We start from the raw sequence: 17117 nt of genomic DNA, 5'->3' as shown, positions 1-17117 counted from the left end.
GGTTTCAAGGCATATCATATATAACAGCCCATAGGGCTGAAAAATCCATCAAATATGAATCACTTCACCATAAGCTGCAGCTGCTGCTTCCATTACTGCTTCAGACATAGTTGGATGAGGATGGACAGTCTTGATCAGTTCATGACCTGTAGTCTCCAATTTACGGATAGCCACAATCTCAGCGATCATCTCTGTTACATTGGCCCCGATCATATGGGCTCCTAAAAGCTCCCCATACTTCGCGTCAAAAACCAATTTCACAAACCCGTCTTTGGCCCCTGCAGCTGATGCTTTACCGGAAGCAGAGAATGGGAATTTACCTACTTTCACTTCATAACCTGCTTCTTTGGCCTTTGCTTCGGTATAGCCCACGGAAGCGATTTCAGGCACACAATAGGTACAGCCGGGAATGTTATTGTAATCCAATGGCTCAGGATGATGGCCGGCGATTTTCTCCACGCAGATGATCCCTTCAGCAGAAGCTACATGTGCTAAGGCCGGACCGGGGGTTACATCACCTATGGCATAATAGCCCGGCATATTGGTTTTGTAGAACTCATCCACTTTGATCTTTCCTTTCTCCACCAGGATTCCAACATCTTCCAGTCCAATATTTTCGATATTGGAAACTACACCCACAGCAGAAAGCACTACATCACATTCGATAACAGACTCGTTCCCTTTCTTATCCTTAACGGTCACTTTGCAACCTTTACCTTTGGTATCCACAGCGGTCACTTCGGTACTGGTCATGATATTGACACCATTTTTCTTGTAGATTCTTTCCAAAGCCTTGGATACTTCCTCATCTTCATTGGGCACTATCCTGTCCATGAATTCCACAATGGTAACTTCCGTGCCAATGGAACTATACACGTAAGCAAATTCAACACCTATGGCACCTGAACCTACTACTACCATTTTGGCAGGTTTTTTCTCAAGAACCATGGCCTTACGATAGCCAATGATTTTTTCATTGTCTATTTTCAGCGCAGGAAGTTCTCTGGCTCTACCACCGGTGGCAATGATGATATGGTCTGCTGAATAAACTGTCTTCTTTCCGTCTTTATCTTCAACTTCTACTTTTTTGCCCGGCTGGGCTTTACCCCAGCCCAACAATTGGTCGATTTTGTTTTTTTTGAAAAGGAACTGAATACCTTTGGACATACCGGCAGCCACGTCGCGGCTCCTTTTGATCATGCCCCCGAAATCGACTTCAGCACCTTTTACTTTGATGCCATAGTCTTCCGAATGGTTGATGTATTCAAAAACCTGAGCACTCTTGATCAATGCTTTGGTAGGGATACAACCCCAGTTCAAACAGATTCCGCCCAATTCGGCAGCTTCCACTACTGCAGTTTTCAGACCCAGTTGAGAAGCACGGATAGCCGCTACATACCCTCCGGGACCTGACCCTACAACAATCACATCATATTTTGTTGAAGACATATTTTTAAAGTTTAATTTTCAAATAAGCTACGCAAAAATAAGGCTTTTGGGCAGAGAAAAAAATGGAAACGGGATGTTAAGTGACTTTACCTTCCCATGGGCAAAAAGATCAAAACTCCAATTTAACCTGTTTGCCCACTTTATCCTTTTGCTCCAATTCAAGGAGTTTGGATTTCCGCCACAAGCCTCCGGCATAGCCTGTCAGCTGGCCATGCTTTCCTACAATGCGGTGACAGGGCAGCATGATCAAAATCGGATTGGCCCCAATAGCGGTACCAACAGCCCTTACGGCATTGGGATTTCCTAAGTTGAGGGCAACTTTCTCATAAGTACTCGTCTCTCCGAAAGGCACTTTGTTGACCTCCATCCAGACTTGATGCTGAAAATCTGTACCACCAAAGGCGACCGGGATATCAAACGTTTCTTGTTTTCCTTGAAAATACAGCCCCAGCTGTATCCTGACGTCCATCAAAACGCCATCCAAAAAGGTTTCTGTAACCGGCTCATCGGTAAACTGTAAGCTGACCAGGTATCCATCCCAGGCCTCAGCCCGTACATTACCCAATGGAGTTTCCATCACTGCAAATTCTTTCATGCCATTACTCTTTTAAGGGTGAGGATAATTCAATATGTCAATTAAACGTAAGCGTGTTACAAGGTATAACGGATTTAAATGGATTTTGTCTTTGAAATAGGATTTTATTTCTGCTCAGGACAAAATCACTTCCGAAATCCGCCTTCCGATGCCACACCCTTGTTTTACTTGATACTTAATCGGGACAGGCTCTCCCCAAATCAGCCAAAGGGCTGATTTATTTACGATCGGTCCTCCCACAATCGAAATCACTTGGTGCATAGTACATTGTACTTGGTGCTTCTAATTCGAATCTCTTATTCTTGAGTCTTGAGTCTTGTTTCTAACCTCTCGCATCTCGTCTCTAACCTCTCCTTCACACCATCATCAACCTGTACCTCCATACTTCCCTTACATCCGCAATCAAAACATAGAACGGTTTATAAATGGGATTGCTGGAACATAGCAAAATCCGCTCCTTTTCCCTGATCTGATTGTAGGCAATCTTAAAAGTCACCCCGTCCTGCTCGGTGACGATGACATATTTTTCCCCATCCTTGATAGAAAACCAGTCATCTACATACTCACAGACCAACCAGGCGCCTTCAGGAACAGGCAACATGGAATCCCCATCCACCTGAAAAACCCGGTGCTTCTTATCCTGAGGCAAAAAGGGCAGAGAAAAGCGGGGCAACTCTTCTATAAAATCCGGATCCGAAAAGCCAGCCAGATAAGACGCTTTGGCTTTCTGGGACACCACCTCTATCAACTCTTTACCCTCTGCATCTACTGTGGTACTGAGAATGCGGAGGTTCCGACCCCGGAGAAACTGATCTGTCTCCAAAAGCTGCCGGAGTTTGTATTCAGAAAGCGCGCCCAAATCCTTCCTCAAAAGGATATCCACCGAAACCCCAAAATAATCCGCCATCTCCAAAATGATCTCCAAGGGCGGATTGATGTTCAGTTCATACCCCGCCAGCTTGGACCTGCTGATGCCTAAGGCATTGGCCAAGGTCTCTTGGGTCAGGCTTTTTTGCTTGCGTAGAAATTTAATGTTGGCGTTGAGATACATTTTTTCTGTCAGCTACTGTCGTGCATTGTGATTTTCCTTTTCAAATATAGAAAAATTTGTTTAAATTATAAACAGTAAAATGTTAAAATATTTGACAAAATGAGCAGTGGAAGAAGTATAGTCCATATGGATCTGGATTCGTTTTTTGTGTCGGTGGAGCGGCTGTACGACAGCAGGTTGAATGGTAAACCCATCCTGATCGGGGGATCGGGAGACCGGGGAGTGGTGGCTTCCTGCAGCTATGAAGCGAGAAAATTTGGGGTACACTCGGCCATGCCGATGCGGACTGCAAGACAGCTCTGCCCGGAAGCCTTGATCATCCGGGGGGATTTTGAGAAATACAGCCAAAAATCCCATGAAATCACGGAAATCATCCGGGAGGATGTACCCCTATTTGAAAAATCCTCTATCGATGAATTCTACATAGATTATACCGGTATGGACAGGTTTTTTGGTTGCTTAAAGATGGCCAAAGAACTGCGGGAAAAGATCCTGAAGGAAAGCGGCCTGCCCATTTCTCTGGGCCTTTCTGAAAATAAGACTGTATCCAAAGTGGCCACAGGAGAAGCCAAACCCAATAATTACAAAGAAGTTACCCGGGGAACAGAAAAACCCTTCCTTGCTCCCCTCTCTGTGCGGAAAATCCCGATGATCGGAGAAAAGACTTCCCTTACCCTGTACAATATGGGCGTAAAGACAGTCAAGACCCTGCAGGTTATGCCCTCAGAATTGCTGGAAGCTACTTTTGGCAAAAACGGATTGAGCATCTGGGAAAAAGCCAATGGAATCGACCGCTCTCCTGTGGTCCCTTACACAGAGGCCAAGTCCATCTCTTCGGAAAACACCTTCGAGCAGGACACCATTGATGTGAAGATGCTGGAGGCCAACCTCATCGCCATGACAGAGCAGTTGGCCGGCAAACTGCGTCAAAAGCAGCAGCTCACGGCTTGTGTAAGTGTGAAGATCCGCTATTCGGACTTTGACACACATACGGTACAGCAGCGCATCCCCTACACCTCTGCGGACCATACACTCATCAAAACGGTGAAAGAACTGTTCAAAAAGCTGTACACACGCCGTCTGCTTATCCGCTTGATCGGCGTACGCTTCAGCCACCTCGTCCATGGGAATTATCAGATCAATCTCTTTGAGGACACCGAAGAGCAGATCCGCCTGTATCAGGCCCTGGACAAGATCAACGTGAAATACGGGGATAAAACTGTGTGCCGGGCCATTGGCATGCAGGTAGGAAGAAGACGCTTCAATCCTTTTAATGGAGTAGCGCTATAGAAGAAAAGATAGGCCAATTAAAGTAATAAGAGATTTAAGACGGGATAATGGGCCACAAAGGCTCAAAAACACAAAGGAGATTGGTTTTTCGGTTCCTGCATTCGGAAACCCAGGGATCATTGGTCCCGCGTTCAGAAACACGTGACAACGTAGAACCTCTTTTCCTTGTGTCCTTTGCGAAAACTCTGGCGTCCTTAGCGGTTAAAAAAATGCGCTGAAAGCTCCATATTCAATGGTCCCGCGGTGCAACCGCGTGACAGCAGGTTACGGGACTGGCAGTGATCTACTGTGAAGTATGTGGTAAAAAAACCGATTCTAAAATACATGGTATCAGGGTTCGGGATTACAAATCCCGAACAGCTGACGTCTCGCTTCTAAAATAAATCCAACTTTTGTGTTCCTTTTGTCTATTTGGTGGTTCGTAAAAAACTTCACGGGTACCCAGCCGGTCTTTTCATGGACTTTGCCTTGCCAGTTCCAAAGCTTTTGTAGTAGTAAAATACTTCACCAGCATATTGGGCACTTCCCAATCGGGCATATTGCCTTTTTGGAAGTATTCCAAAAACCTTCCCGTCACTTGGGCAAAATGGGCCTCATGACCTACATGGTAACTATCGGGAATCTGTACCAGGTACTTTCCATCGGGCAACTTCTCCAAGCCAAGCCTAGGGTATTTTTCCTGTAGGCTTACACGAATGGCTTCCTCCAATTCCCTTTCCTGCCCTTCCAATAACTCCACATATAAAGTGGGTTTGAAAGCCTCTGCTTCCCCCTGTTGGATGATCAGATGGGCTTTGGTGCCCCGCATCACACTGTAGTGGGTATCTCCTCCTCCCTCTGGAGCCTGAAAATCCCAAATGACGCTGACCTTGGCATGCTTACCCCGTAAAGTATAATGCATCTCTCCATTGCCATAGACCTGAAGCTGCCCATCTTGAAGGTCTTTGTGTAAAAACTCCGGAAAATCTGCTTTTCCGGTAACTTTTTGAAACTCTTCTGACGAAAGAGGGGTAGACCACCTTTTCGCAGCAAGCATATCTACCTCAGACATGTCCAAAACCTGATCAGGAAAAGCTGCCCATTGGATCAGATCTACCAAATGCGTGGTCACATCAACCAAGCCTTCTCCTTGTTTGGTCACATCAAAAAACCAATCCGGACGGATCAGGGGCTGTCCGGAAACATATTTGAAAAAATGGTGTACGCTTTCCTTGGTAATCGCAGGTTCCTCCAGTGTTCCATCCACCAAAGTCCCAAAAACTGCAGGAATCAGAGACATCTCTTTTTGTAAAATGGAAGTGATCTCAAAACGCTCGGTCATGATGTCATAAAGCAAGAGGTCTTTCTCCTGTGCCAAAGCAAATGCCTGCTGCAATTTCCCGAATCCCTCCTGATCAATCACCAAAGGTTTATCCGCATAGACATGTATTCCATTTTGAATTGCGGCTAAGATATAATCTATTTTCTGGTCGTTTTTACCGGCCACCATCATCACATTCCCGGGCTTCCTTCGGATCATCTGATTGAGATAATCGGGCGTCTTATAAACCTCCACATTCCAGGCGGTAGGATGGTCACTTCTTGTATTATACCCTTCAAGTCTTTGAAGGAAATCCTTGAGTTCATCCCCATCCGGTGCAAAAACATACACGGTAGAATCCACTCCGGGATACATGGATTTATGGATCAATCCGGCATGAAAATGCCCAGGATCCAAACTCATAAATACCACCTTGTCACTTTCCTCCATACTGTCTTTTTTTGGGGATGAGCAATTGGCTAAAAGGAGCAAAACAAGTAATCCCAACATTTGAATTGCCCAAACTTTGATGCTTTTAAACTTTAACATAATCTGTTCCATAAGGTGCTCTTTGGGGCCTGCTTAGATGTGCATTGGCCTCATCATCATTGACAAATCTTTCTGCTTCCACATCCCACTCCAATCTTCTTCCCACTTTCATGGCCACGTGGCTGATCAGACAAACGGAACAGGAGCGATGCCCAATTTCAATCGGGGAAATAGGTTTCTTACCAGTTTGGATACATTCCAGCCAGTTGCCATGCTGGTCATCACTCTTGTATAAGTGTATCTCATTGGGGCCAATTACCGACTCCAATATTCTCGGATCGGAAGCATCCAGTGCTTTGGCACTTTCGCTTTTGCTCACTGGATCACTGGCAGAAACGACATAGTCCCCGCGGGAAACCCATATCCAACCTTCGGTACCTTCATACCGGATGCCATTGGGATAACCCCCGCTGGTCAACATGGTAATTCCATTGCTGTATTCAGCTTTGACCATAAAATCCCCATGCACGTTCCAAAACCCCGATCTGGGGAATTCTGCGACTGCTTCAATATAGCTTGGCCCGGTGAGTTCGGTATCCATACCCCAGGCAGCACAGTCAAAATGATGCTGTCCCCATCCGGTAATCATTCCTGCTCCATAGTTTTCATGCCTCAACCATCCCGGCCGGTCATATCCTTCTTGGGGATGCACGCCTATTTCAGAATAAGGCAATTCCTGTGTTGAGCCCAGCCACATGTCAAAATTCAGGTTTTTAGGCACAGTCATAGGAACTGCTTCCGGTCCAGAAGGATCACCTGGCAACCCTATGCGAACAGTATGCAGTTTCCCAATTCTCCCATTACGTACCAATTCCGCCGCTATCCTGAACTGGGGGCTGGAGCGCTGTTGGGTACCTAATTGCACAACCACACCGGTTCTTTTCACCAAATCTGTCAACTGCCTGCCTTCCTTGATGGTGAGTGAGGTGGGCTTTTGCAGGTAGATGTGTTTGCCTGCCAATGCAGCTTCCATGGCAGGTTGGGAATGCCAATGGTCAGGCGTACTGATAATCACAGCATCGATGTCTTTATCCAGGAGCATTTCCCGATAATCTCCATACTGCCTGACATCCATGTAAGCCGAACCCATTTTATTGCGGTAATAACGCTCAACCAACTCTTTTCCTTCCCTCATCCTCTTACTGTCTACATCGGAGACCGCCACAATCCTCGCTACATCATGTTTCCATGTTCCTGGTAAATCATGGTCCCTTGCAATTCGGCCACAACCGATCTGTCCTACGTGAATTTTATTGCTGGGTGCATTTTTCCCAAATACCGATGCAGGTACTATGGTTGGAAAACCCAATACAGCACCTGATAAAGCGGTAGTTTTGATAAAATCTCTTCTTTTCATAGGTTATTTAGGTTTAACCCGAAATATGCATTAGAATTTCTACGCCACGGCGCACAAGTTATTATGAACCCTAATGCATAATTCGGGCTTAATGGTTTCAATATTTTGCAAATTCAATCCAGTAGGCTTCCGCTTCTTCAGCTGATAATTTTCCGTCAAACACAATCATTCTGTACTTGAGTATATTAGTCTTGCCGGGTTGGATTTCCCATGCTTCATGTCGGATAGGGCAGAATTCTACAAATACATTTCCTACACCATCATAATCCTCTTCTGGCCATACCCTCATTGGCTCAGGATGTGCTCTATTGTTGGGATGGCTAAGAAAGAGTATGCCGCTTTGGCCGGAAGGGTCATCAGACTCCCCATACACCATCACCCATTTGGCAAAACTCCCATCTGCTGTTTTGCGGTCATCACCTCCTGAAGTCATTATTTGGCTGTTAGCTGTTCCCCAGCGGGCTGTGGCCCTAAATCCAATTCCTCCACCATAACGATATGCATCTAATACTACCGGACTGCTTAATGGCGTTGAGATTTCAGTAATATAATCCACTGCATATCGCTTATCCTGCACGTTCCAAACCCTGATTCCCAAATCTTCTTCAATGGCCACTTGTGGTCCATTTGGTGCTAATAGATCAATATGATTTTGCCTGGCTACGATTTGAGCATATTCTGCATGTTCCCTGGAAGCCAGGAGACGATCAAAATCCACTCGACCCTGTCCATCTCCCAAATTCCAAAAATCCACTTCCCTTCCCTCCACCAATGTCCTGGTCCAAGGCCCCCATACCCCATAGTGGTGATAATGATCAGGAGGCTGAATCCGGGTAAGTTCCTGCCCTGATGGAGAATAAATCGGATGGATAAATCCAGATTTGCTGAATTGGGCATCTACTCCCTCAGGAACAGGAGCCATGGCTGTCTGATACCTCAGTAAGATCTTATCTTCAAATACAAAATCTATCCCTTTTTCTGATTCCCTTAATTGGATTTCCTGGCCAAAAGCTAAAACCGGCAATATTATAAGCCATGCCATTCCACAGAAAAGTCTTTTGAAAATCATTGGTTATTAGGTTATTTGGTTTGGATTGATCAATTTATACAAAATATCGAAAGCTGCCATGCAAAATTCCGATTTTAGGATGGTTGGAATAATATCCACTTTGATGCTCATTCTGACCGGGTCTGTTCATCCCTCTTATTGCCAAGATTTACCTGTAATCCCTTTCAATGATGCATGGAAACAAAAAATTCATGGCTTGGCTCCGGAGAAAACGGATTTTCCCGCTTCTGAAAAGAAAAGGATTTTGGTTTTTTCCTTACATACCGGTTTTGAACATTGGGTCATCCCCCATACGTCCGAAATGATTCGGATCATCAGTGAAAAAAGTGGGGCATTTGAAGTCATGGACAGCAAGGACATCAGGATGTTTGAATCCGAAAACTTAAAAAAATTCAGTGCTGTAGTGCTTAATAACACTTGTTCAAAACCTAAACACCGTAATCTTTTCTGGGATAAACTTAGGGCTGAGTCAGATACTGACAGCCTGATTTTAATGCAAAAGGCCCTGGAATTAGAAAATAATTTATTGGCATATGTCCAAAATGGAGGTGGACTGATGGTGGTCCATGGCGGAATTACAACCCAAAACAAATCCAGGGCATTTAGCAGGTTGGTAGGTGCAAGTTTTGATTACCATCCTCCCCAACAGCCCATTCAAGTGCGTCTGGTAGATCCCGAACATCCCCTTATAAAGGTTTTTCCAAAAGAAGGTTTCAACCATATAGATGAACCCTACTTCTACAGCAACGCTTATGAAGATATCGATTTCAGGCCCTTGCTTTATTTCAACAATGAAGAAATCAGGGGTCAAAGGCAGCCTGCCAAGACAGGAAAAACCTTTTTGGCCTGGATCAGATCAGAAGGCAAGGGCAAGGTGATGTATTGCTCCCCCTCCCACAATGCCCAGAGTTTTGAAAACCCGGACTTGCTCCGGTTCTTTTTGAACGGTTTGCAATATGTGGTCGGAGATGTGGATTGTGATGATCGGCCTTTGGGGTCTTCCTGAGATTTTAAAATTCAGCATTTACAGAGAAGAGGATGATATCCAGTGCATCGCATCACGCTGAGATTTTAAAATTCAGTATTTACAGATCACAAAATGACAAAAGGTTTCACGTGGCGGGCGCAGCGCAGTCGCAGCGATCGCCGCGAGAAATGACTATTTGTCATTGGTAGAAATGAAGTGTTTAACCCAACTCTTGAATTATGTTGAAAAAAAATCAAAAAGACCTTTGGGTAAGCCGCGGCGCACCCAAAGGTCCTAAACCTACCTTCTGCCCAATGAAACCCGATAGTTATCCGGCCTGCCCTGCATGTTGATATTGAGGAACCTTACCCGGCGGTTTTGGTCTCTGAAAATAATGGCATCTTCCTGATCCGGATCAACTTCCTCTCTGGATCTTCCCCCAAATAATGCCCTTGCACCTACCTGTGTTACAAGGCTCCAAGGAATCCGAATCTGGTAATTCATATCCATATCAAGGCCCTGTCTTCCCGAAATCTCCAAAAAACCTAGACTGGAGTTGATATTCATCCTTGGAATTATCAAGGCTCCTTCTTTAAGTTCAAAGGTATTGGATAGGGTATCAAACCTTACCCTGTTCAGATTCCTATCCGAAAAATAGTCTGATAAAGCTGAAAATGGCGCAAAATTCAATAAGGTTCCATCATAGACCGTCAGAGCCAATTTTGCTTCTGACTTATCAATTATTGGTGTCAGATCAGGATAAACCAAAAACCTGCCCTCAATATTTCCGGAAATGCTTCCCTTTAAATTATCATTGATCATGATATCTTTTCCTGAATGTTCCAGCTTAAATAACAATTTATCTAAGTCTAATTTTTCAGCATGCAATGCAGCATGTAAATAAATCTCGTCGGGATTGGATCCGTTGAAGTAGCCCTTCATTCCCAGGCTACCTTTAGCTACTCTTAGACTGAGCGTGTCCAAATGAAGGAAGTGATTGCTGTTTGTCCGCGCTTTTGCCCTAATGTCTTCCAACCAATTAAAATGATAATTCAAGCGCTTGATATCGGCTGAAAACTCCATTTCCCTGAATGGAATCTTGAAAATATTGAATGCCTCTGCATGGTTGGTATCTTCCTCAAATCCTTTGAATCCCAATAAAGCATCCAGATCCAGGGCAGCTGCTCTTAAATGAAAGTAATCATTTCTGGTTTTGACACTGTCCCGCATATTGAGTCCCAGGTCAAAGGCAAATTCAGATGCTCCCATTTTTCCTCCAAAATCCTTAATGGAAAGGTAACCTTTGTCCCAATTTACCTTTCCTCTAAAATGTTCAAGTTTGAGCGGGTGCATTTGCATCCTTCCGGTAAGCTGTTCTAGAATAAAATCAGCAGATTGCAGGCCATCATTGAAATACAGGTCCAATTTACCTTGGAAATTCAGAGAGCTGATTTTTTCATCCCTCCAGCTTTCAGGTAGATAATCGACCCCATTATAAGTCATAAGGTCACTGATTTTCAGTTTATTGGACTGAAATACTCCCCTAATACTTGACGCACCTTCCCGCTCATCTTTAAACCACTTTGGATAATTTTGCACTTTGAATTTCAAAAGGAAATCCGAATCATTTATTTCTCCTTTGAATTTCCGTACATCAAGTTCCTTTTCTCCCACATAAACCTCAACATCAAAATCATGGAATGTATGGGGGTAATTTTCCAGCTTTGCATGAAAATCTTCAATCCTGAACTGCCCTTTGGGTAAATAGGCAAAATCAAAAAGTTCATCTGCTTGAGCTGTAAAACCAAATCTCAGCGTTAAATCATGGATTTTTTCTTCTGTATTTCCATTGTCAAGCAACTGTCCCAGATCCAGCAATTTTGATTTGGCCTCTATGTTAAGGTCGATGGGTTTGGAAAATCGGTGGAAAAGTGCGGGAAAGTCACTCAAACTTCCTTTCAGTTCGATGTCAGAATCCTTGATTTTAAAATTCAATCTCCGGAGCGTAATTTTCCCTGCCTGCATCATAGCATAAGCATTGACCTCCTGTACAGGATAGGGATAACCTTTCAAGGAAAAGTTAAGGTCTCTCAAACTCAATTCAGACTGAACACTTTGCTTCAGCCTCGCCAGATCGGCGGTTGAGGCATCTATTTCCACCAATTCATCAAAATCCATGCTGAGTAGCACCTGTCCGCTCATTCCTTCAAAGGCGTCCAATCGGAAAAACTCCCTGACAAATCCCAAATCTATGTCCGCATTCAGTTTTACCTTTACGTAGGGATCTTCGAAGTTACGAATGATCAGATCCCCCTGAAATATTCCCTGATCCGGTCGGGCATTGAAGTTTTGGATTCTTAGCTCAGAAGTTTTTAGACTTTTTTCCTCACCATTGGTGAAAAAACCATAAAACCTCAGGTCATCCACTTTTCTGTTGTTTTCTGCCCGGAGAAAAAAGGCATTTTCACATCCAAATTCAAAATTCATGGATGGACTGTGGCCCTCAGCAATAAGTCCCTTTACCGAGCCCTTGAAGAACACTTCACCCTGATTATGGTACTCCTTCAGTGCCTGGGACACCAGGTCTGGCAAAAATGCGGCGATTATATTGAAATCAGGTTTTTGGCCATCTAACTTAAGATCAAGATCGATTCCTTCTTCCAAAACATCCACTTTTCCTTTTGCTTCAAACAAAGCCTCTCCCAACATCACACTTGAAGGTTTTAAGTTCAATATCTGTTTTTCCAGATCGTAAATTAAATCCAAATCCAGTCTGATATGCTTGTTGAAAAAGAAGGTTGGCAGCCCCTTACGCAATAAATCAAACACCAGTTTCCCATCCAAATCAAATTCAAAATTCCCATCCCTTTTCCGAATACTGCTTTTCCAATTGTCCAGGTGAATCCTGTAGGACATGGTGTCTGAAAGGTCCTCATAAGAAATTGAAAAATTATTGATTTTAAGCTTGGCCAGGTCAAACTCCATTATCTCTTCCTGTTCCGATTTTTTGCTCTGTATACCCTTAGCCAAAAGAAGGTTGATGTCACCATTAGGATATTTGACCACATCTACATGCCCCTCACTGATGCGGATGCTTTTCACCTTATAATTTCCTCTTAAGATATCCCAGATATTGAACCCTACATACAGGTCCCCTGCCCTGTAAAAAGGCCGGGTATTTTTGTCCTTGTTTTCATAAAATGCTACTCCCTGGAGGTCAATGGAGATATATGGAAAATCCGACAACACAGAAATCCGGCTGTTTTCCACGGTCAGCTTTCCTAAAAACTGTCCATTAGCAGCATCAATGGCCTTTTGGGTGATGGCTTCCTGTTTCAAAGCAAACACAGCAGCGGTCAGCCCTATCAAAAAAAACGGAAGGGCAAACAGGGCAATGATTACCTTCTTTATCCAAACTTTCATGAGGCATTTGAAATTTCCTACACAAACGGCAAGCGCCCTAGACATGGTTACATTGGAAATAAAAAAACCTTTAGGTTTGCTTCCGCAATCCTAAAGGTTATACTTGACTATTTGGGTATTTTGAGACCCTTTTAACTAAGTAAATAACAATTTACTGTTGGAAGAAAGATATTTGAGCAAGCATAAACACACTCAAAATAATATCCTCTGACCCAAAAGACCTTACCCATTATAGGGCAATCTATAGATTCTTTTTCCTGTCAATTTGTAGATTGCATTGCACATTGCAGGTATGAATGGCGGTACGGGCGGTTCACCGACCCCCGTTGGCTTTTCCATACTTTCTACTAAATGAATATGGGTCTTTTTCGGTGCCTGTGGCATTCGGATCAGTTCATACCCATCAAAATTATTCTGCTGTACTTTCCCATTTTCAAAGGTTATGGCAGAAGTGAGAACCAAACTGGCCGCAAATTGGGCACCTCCTTCAAATTGTGACCGGATACGGTCTGTATTTACACCTATTCCGCAATCTACGGCATAGTGCACTTCCGGAATTAAAATCTGTCCATTGTTTCCTTTCTCCACTTCTACGATACAGGCCACATAAGTAAGGAAGCTTTTTTGGACGGCAAATCCTACTGATTTCCCAGAAGCAATAGCTTGCTTCCAGTTTGCCTCTTTAGCTACTTTTTCTATAACCCCTCTCAATCTGCGGGTATTCCATGGAAATTTATCCAATGGCTCTCCGTAATTGCCAAAATCACCTTTCAATTCTCCCTCAAAAGTAAGGTTCTTATCCTCTGCCAACATGCCCAACAGAAAATCTACCGGATCAACTCCTTTGATTTCAGCTACCTCATCCAGCATACAATTGACAGCGAATGAATGGTGGATATTGCTCACCGAACGTAACCATCCTATTCTAGTATGCGCTTTGGATTCGTGGGTTTCGATCCGGATATGGGGAACTTCATAAGGAAAATCTATACAACCAAGACCCAATTCTCCATCAGAAGGATGGAGTTCATCGGAATTTCCAGTCGCTCCAATAGCGGGGAATACTGTATGATGGTTCCAACCGCTCAGATTGCCATTTTTATCCAAAACTGCCCGGATGCGCTGGGCACTTTGGGCATGATAAAAGTCATGATGAAGATCATCCTCCCTTGTCCATTGTACACGTACAGGTGATTTTGCAGCTTTGGAAAGCAGTGCAGCTTCCACCACAAAGTCCGGTTTTGATTTTCTTCCAAATCCTCCACCCAGGAGGGTAACATTCATTTTGACATTTTGATAGTCAATGCCCAATGCCTCAGCGACTGCTTGTCTTGCCCATTGCGGATGCTGTGTGGGCGCCCAAATTTCACAGGTTCCATCTCCTTTATAATCCGCCATGGCTGTAGGAGGCTCCATGGTCGCATGAGCATAAAAAGGCGCCAGGTAGGTCTTTTCAATTACCTGTCCTGCCTGTTGCCGGGCGGAATTAAAATTGCCTCTTTCTCTTCTTACCTTACCATTTCCTGAGGTACTCTGCAACATTTCCTGCAACTGTTTTTCTGAGGAATAATTTTGATTTGGCCCTAAATCCCATTCAATTTCAAGGGCATCCCTACCTTTCATCGCAGCCCAGGTATTGTCTGCAATTACGGCAACTCCTTCCAAAGGCTTGTCGAGGCCCGGAGGAATTCCAGACCCTTCAATTTTCACCACCCTATTGACGCCAGGAATGGCCAATGCTTTTGCATCATTATAAGAAATAACTTTGGCACCAATTACAGGGCTCCTTTTTACTATGGCAACCTGCATATTTGGCAGATCGATATCAGCCCCAAATGTTGCCTTACCTATGGCAATATCTAAGTTATCATAAATTGCAACATCCTTGCCGATAAGCTTATATGAAGAAAAGTCTTTAAGTGTGATATTATCCGCATTTGGCATTTCCAATTCCCTGACTATCTCTACCAAATCTCCAAACTTGATTTTTTTGCCTCCTGAATGGATCACCTGACCATCTTCTGCCCTACATTCGGAAACATCTACTCCCCATTTTTGGGCAGCTGCTGCCAATAACATATGCCTGGCTGTTGCTCCAGCCCTACGCATCGGCTCATAAAACATCCTTACGGAGTAGGATCCATCCGTATTTTGGTCTCCATATTTTTCTTCATCTCCTTCTGCCTGTACGATTTTAACTTTAGTCCAGTCAGCTCCAAGCTCATCGGCAACAATCATAGGCAGAGAAGTTCTGATACCGGTCCCCATTTCAGAGCGGTGGGCGATAATTGTCACCAGGTTATCAGAATCAATGCTCAAATATACATTGGGAGCAAAAGTGATGGTATTGCCTTTGGGACCACTACATTGGAAGTTCACTCCTAAAAGGAACCCCCCTGTGGCAAGGGAACTGATTTTCAGAAAATCTCTTCGTGAGGGAATAAATACTTTACTTTTATCTTCAGGATCTTTGGATTTCAGAAAGGGCAATTTTGGTATCATGACATTTTTCTTTTCTGTGGAAAAATCAATAGGATTTGGAAGCGGTAAGGATGGCTTCCTTGATACGGTTATAGGTACCGCAGCGGCAGAGGTTACCTGCCATCGCAGATTCAATTTCAGCTTCTGATGGCTTTGGATTCCGTTTCAACAAAGCGGCGGCATTCATGATCTGTCCTGTCTGACAGTAACCGCATTGCGGAACTACATGTTCTACCCAGGCCTTTTGGATAGGGTGATTAGCGTCTTTGGAAAGCCCTTCTACCGTTGTGATTTTCTGACTTCCTACTTCTGATACAGGAAAGGTACAGGAACGTATGGCCTCATCGTCCAATAAAACAGTACAGGCGCCGCAAAGTGCCTGACCACAACCATATTTGGTTCCTTTTAAGGAAAGGATATCCCTCAGCACCCAGAGTAAAGGCATGTCCGGCTCTACCTCCACCTGCTGCTTTTTTCCGTTGATTATCAGGGTGAATTTTTCCATCGATTCTTGAATATTGTTTTGATGATTGTTGGCTTTGAAAATAAGGATTATAAGTTAATGTGATTTTTGTCCCCGAAAAAACAATCCAAACATTTTATTTTGGTAGATTGAATTGCAAACAGATACGTTTCCAAAATCATGCCATGATAAAAAAATTTTTCCAAATTCAGATCAAGGCTTTTGATATGCTGGATGAGCGCTGGGAAAGCGGACCGATTTCGAAGATCATCAGCAATATCGTTGTGGCATTTTTCCTGGCGGGATTATTACTTGGAGTTTTGGCATATTTGGATATCTATCAGGTAAGTGTAGGATACAGTGCTTTCTTTGCCATTGAACTGGCCTTTAATGTCCTGTTGATCTTTGAGGTTTTGGGGCTGATTTTCCTGATTCCCAAATCTGTGGCAGATGCAGTAGGAAAGCAGTTTGAGATCATATCCCTGGTTTTGTTACGCGATGCATTCAAGGAATTTGGACATTATCTGGGTGAAGTAAATTGGGGAGTAGAATTCCTGCTGGAACTGCTCCCTATCATTTCCGATGCTTTTGGCGCCATACTGATATTCCTGATTACGGGACTTTTTTACAGGGCACAAAAACACGTCAGGATTACCGGAAGCTATGAAGAGCAACAGAAGTTTATAGGGATCAAAAAATTGATTTCCATTTACCTAACAATTTCTTTCATCGGATTGGGAGTTTATGATTTGGTCTCAGCCTATCAGAACCATCAATTTATTTACAGCATCAAACTGTTTTATACTTTGCTGATCTTTACTGATGTATTTATTCTATTATTTTCCCTTAGGTACACCACAAAATATTACAACCTTTTCAGGTATTCTTCATTTGCCTTGGCAACTATATTTCTAAGGCTGACATTATCCGCTCCTGCATATTTTAATGTAATGTTGGCTGTGATTGCTGGATTAATGGTACTAGGGGTTACATACATCTACAACAAATTGCTCAACAAGCAGGAAACCTAATAAAAGCAAAAAAATAAGTCCCTGATTTTGAATTAAAATTAAGGAATTGTCTGTCAAAAGTCATTTTTTTTAAGGATGACATTTGGAAAAAA

The 17117-nt window shown here is 43.6% G+C and carries 12 protein-coding genes; 3 read left to right on the top strand and 9 right to left on the bottom strand.

The features are described from left to right. Nucleotides 1-48 precede the first annotated feature (48 nt). The 3 genes from lpdA to CLV48_RS11950 form a co-directional block, all read right to left on the bottom strand. Nucleotides 49-1449 carry a dihydrolipoyl dehydrogenase gene (lpdA, locus tag CLV48_RS11960; RefSeq protein ID WP_106567518.1) on the bottom strand — a complete coding sequence of 467 codons (1401 nt, stop codon included), beginning with the start codon at nucleotides 1447-1449 and terminating at the stop codon, nucleotides 49-51. Between the two features lie 109 nt (nucleotides 1450-1558). Beyond that, a complete protein-coding gene (locus tag CLV48_RS11955; protein ID WP_106567517.1) occupies nucleotides 1559-2044 on the bottom strand; it encodes a methylated-DNA--[protein]-cysteine S-methyltransferase in 486 nt (161 codons plus the stop codon). Nucleotides 2045-2399: 355 nt separating this feature from the next. Next, nucleotides 2400-3095: an XRE family transcriptional regulator gene (locus tag CLV48_RS11950; protein WP_106567516.1), complete on the bottom strand. Its 696-nt coding sequence runs from the start codon at nucleotides 3093-3095 to the stop codon at nucleotides 2400-2402. A 99-nt stretch (nucleotides 3096-3194) separates the two neighbouring features. On the opposite strand from CLV48_RS11950, the gene dinB reads away from it, so the two are divergent. Beyond that, the gene (gene dinB / locus CLV48_RS11945; protein WP_106567515.1) at nucleotides 3195-4385 is read left to right on the top strand and encodes a DNA polymerase IV; all 1191 of its coding nucleotides are present in this window, start codon (nucleotides 3195-3197) and stop codon (nucleotides 4383-4385) included. 454 nt (nucleotides 4386-4839) lie between these two features. Here the strand turns inward: dinB and CLV48_RS11940 are convergent, their stop codons facing one another. The 3 genes from CLV48_RS11940 to CLV48_RS11930 form a co-directional block, all read right to left on the bottom strand. Further along, nucleotides 4840-6234, bottom strand: a complete 1395-nt coding sequence (locus CLV48_RS11940; RefSeq protein WP_342748299.1) for a putative oxidoreductase C-terminal domain-containing protein — start codon at nucleotides 6232-6234, stop codon at nucleotides 4840-4842. Next, the gene (locus CLV48_RS11935) at nucleotides 6221-7591 is read right to left on the bottom strand and encodes a Gfo/Idh/MocA family protein (RefSeq protein ID WP_106567514.1); all 1371 of its coding nucleotides are present in this window, start codon (nucleotides 7589-7591) and stop codon (nucleotides 6221-6223) included. The genes CLV48_RS11940 and CLV48_RS11935 overlap by 14 nt, the downstream gene beginning before the upstream one ends. Before the next feature lie 97 nt (nucleotides 7592-7688). Further along, complete coding sequence (locus tag CLV48_RS11930) at nucleotides 7689-8660, bottom strand: DUF6807 domain-containing protein (RefSeq protein ID WP_106567513.1); 972 nt, start codon at nucleotides 8658-8660, stop codon at nucleotides 7689-7691. 79 nt (nucleotides 8661-8739) lie between these two features. On the opposite strand from CLV48_RS11930, the gene CLV48_RS11925 reads away from it, so the two are divergent. Next, a complete protein-coding gene (locus CLV48_RS11925) occupies nucleotides 8740-9666 on the top strand; it encodes a ThuA domain-containing protein (protein ID WP_245889545.1) in 927 nt (308 codons plus the stop codon). Between the two features lie 261 nt (nucleotides 9667-9927). On the opposite strand, the gene CLV48_RS11920 is transcribed toward CLV48_RS11925, so the two are convergent. The 3 genes from CLV48_RS11920 to CLV48_RS11910 form a co-directional block, all read right to left on the bottom strand. Continuing rightward, nucleotides 9928-13050, bottom strand: a complete 3123-nt coding sequence (locus CLV48_RS11920) for an AsmA-like C-terminal region-containing protein (protein WP_106567666.1) — start codon at nucleotides 13048-13050, stop codon at nucleotides 9928-9930. Between the two features lie 222 nt (nucleotides 13051-13272). Continuing rightward, complete coding sequence (locus tag CLV48_RS11915; RefSeq protein WP_106567512.1) at nucleotides 13273-15552, bottom strand: xanthine dehydrogenase family protein molybdopterin-binding subunit; 2280 nt, start codon at nucleotides 15550-15552, stop codon at nucleotides 13273-13275. A 25-nt stretch (nucleotides 15553-15577) separates the two neighbouring features. Continuing rightward, complete coding sequence (locus tag CLV48_RS11910) at nucleotides 15578-16036, bottom strand: (2Fe-2S)-binding protein (RefSeq protein ID WP_106567511.1); 459 nt, start codon at nucleotides 16034-16036, stop codon at nucleotides 15578-15580. A 143-nt stretch (nucleotides 16037-16179) separates the two neighbouring features. Between CLV48_RS11910 and CLV48_RS11905 the strand changes: the two genes are divergently transcribed. Next, complete coding sequence (locus CLV48_RS11905; protein WP_106567665.1) at nucleotides 16180-17025, top strand: hypothetical protein; 846 nt, start codon at nucleotides 16180-16182, stop codon at nucleotides 17023-17025. Nucleotides 17026-17117: the final 92 nt, after the last annotated feature.

The organism is Cecembia rubra, from assembly GCF_003014575.1.
Lineage (GTDB): Bacteria > Bacteroidota > Bacteroidia > Cytophagales > Cyclobacteriaceae > Cecembia_A > Cecembia_A rubra.
This window is presented reverse-complemented; position numbering and strand designations above follow the sequence as displayed.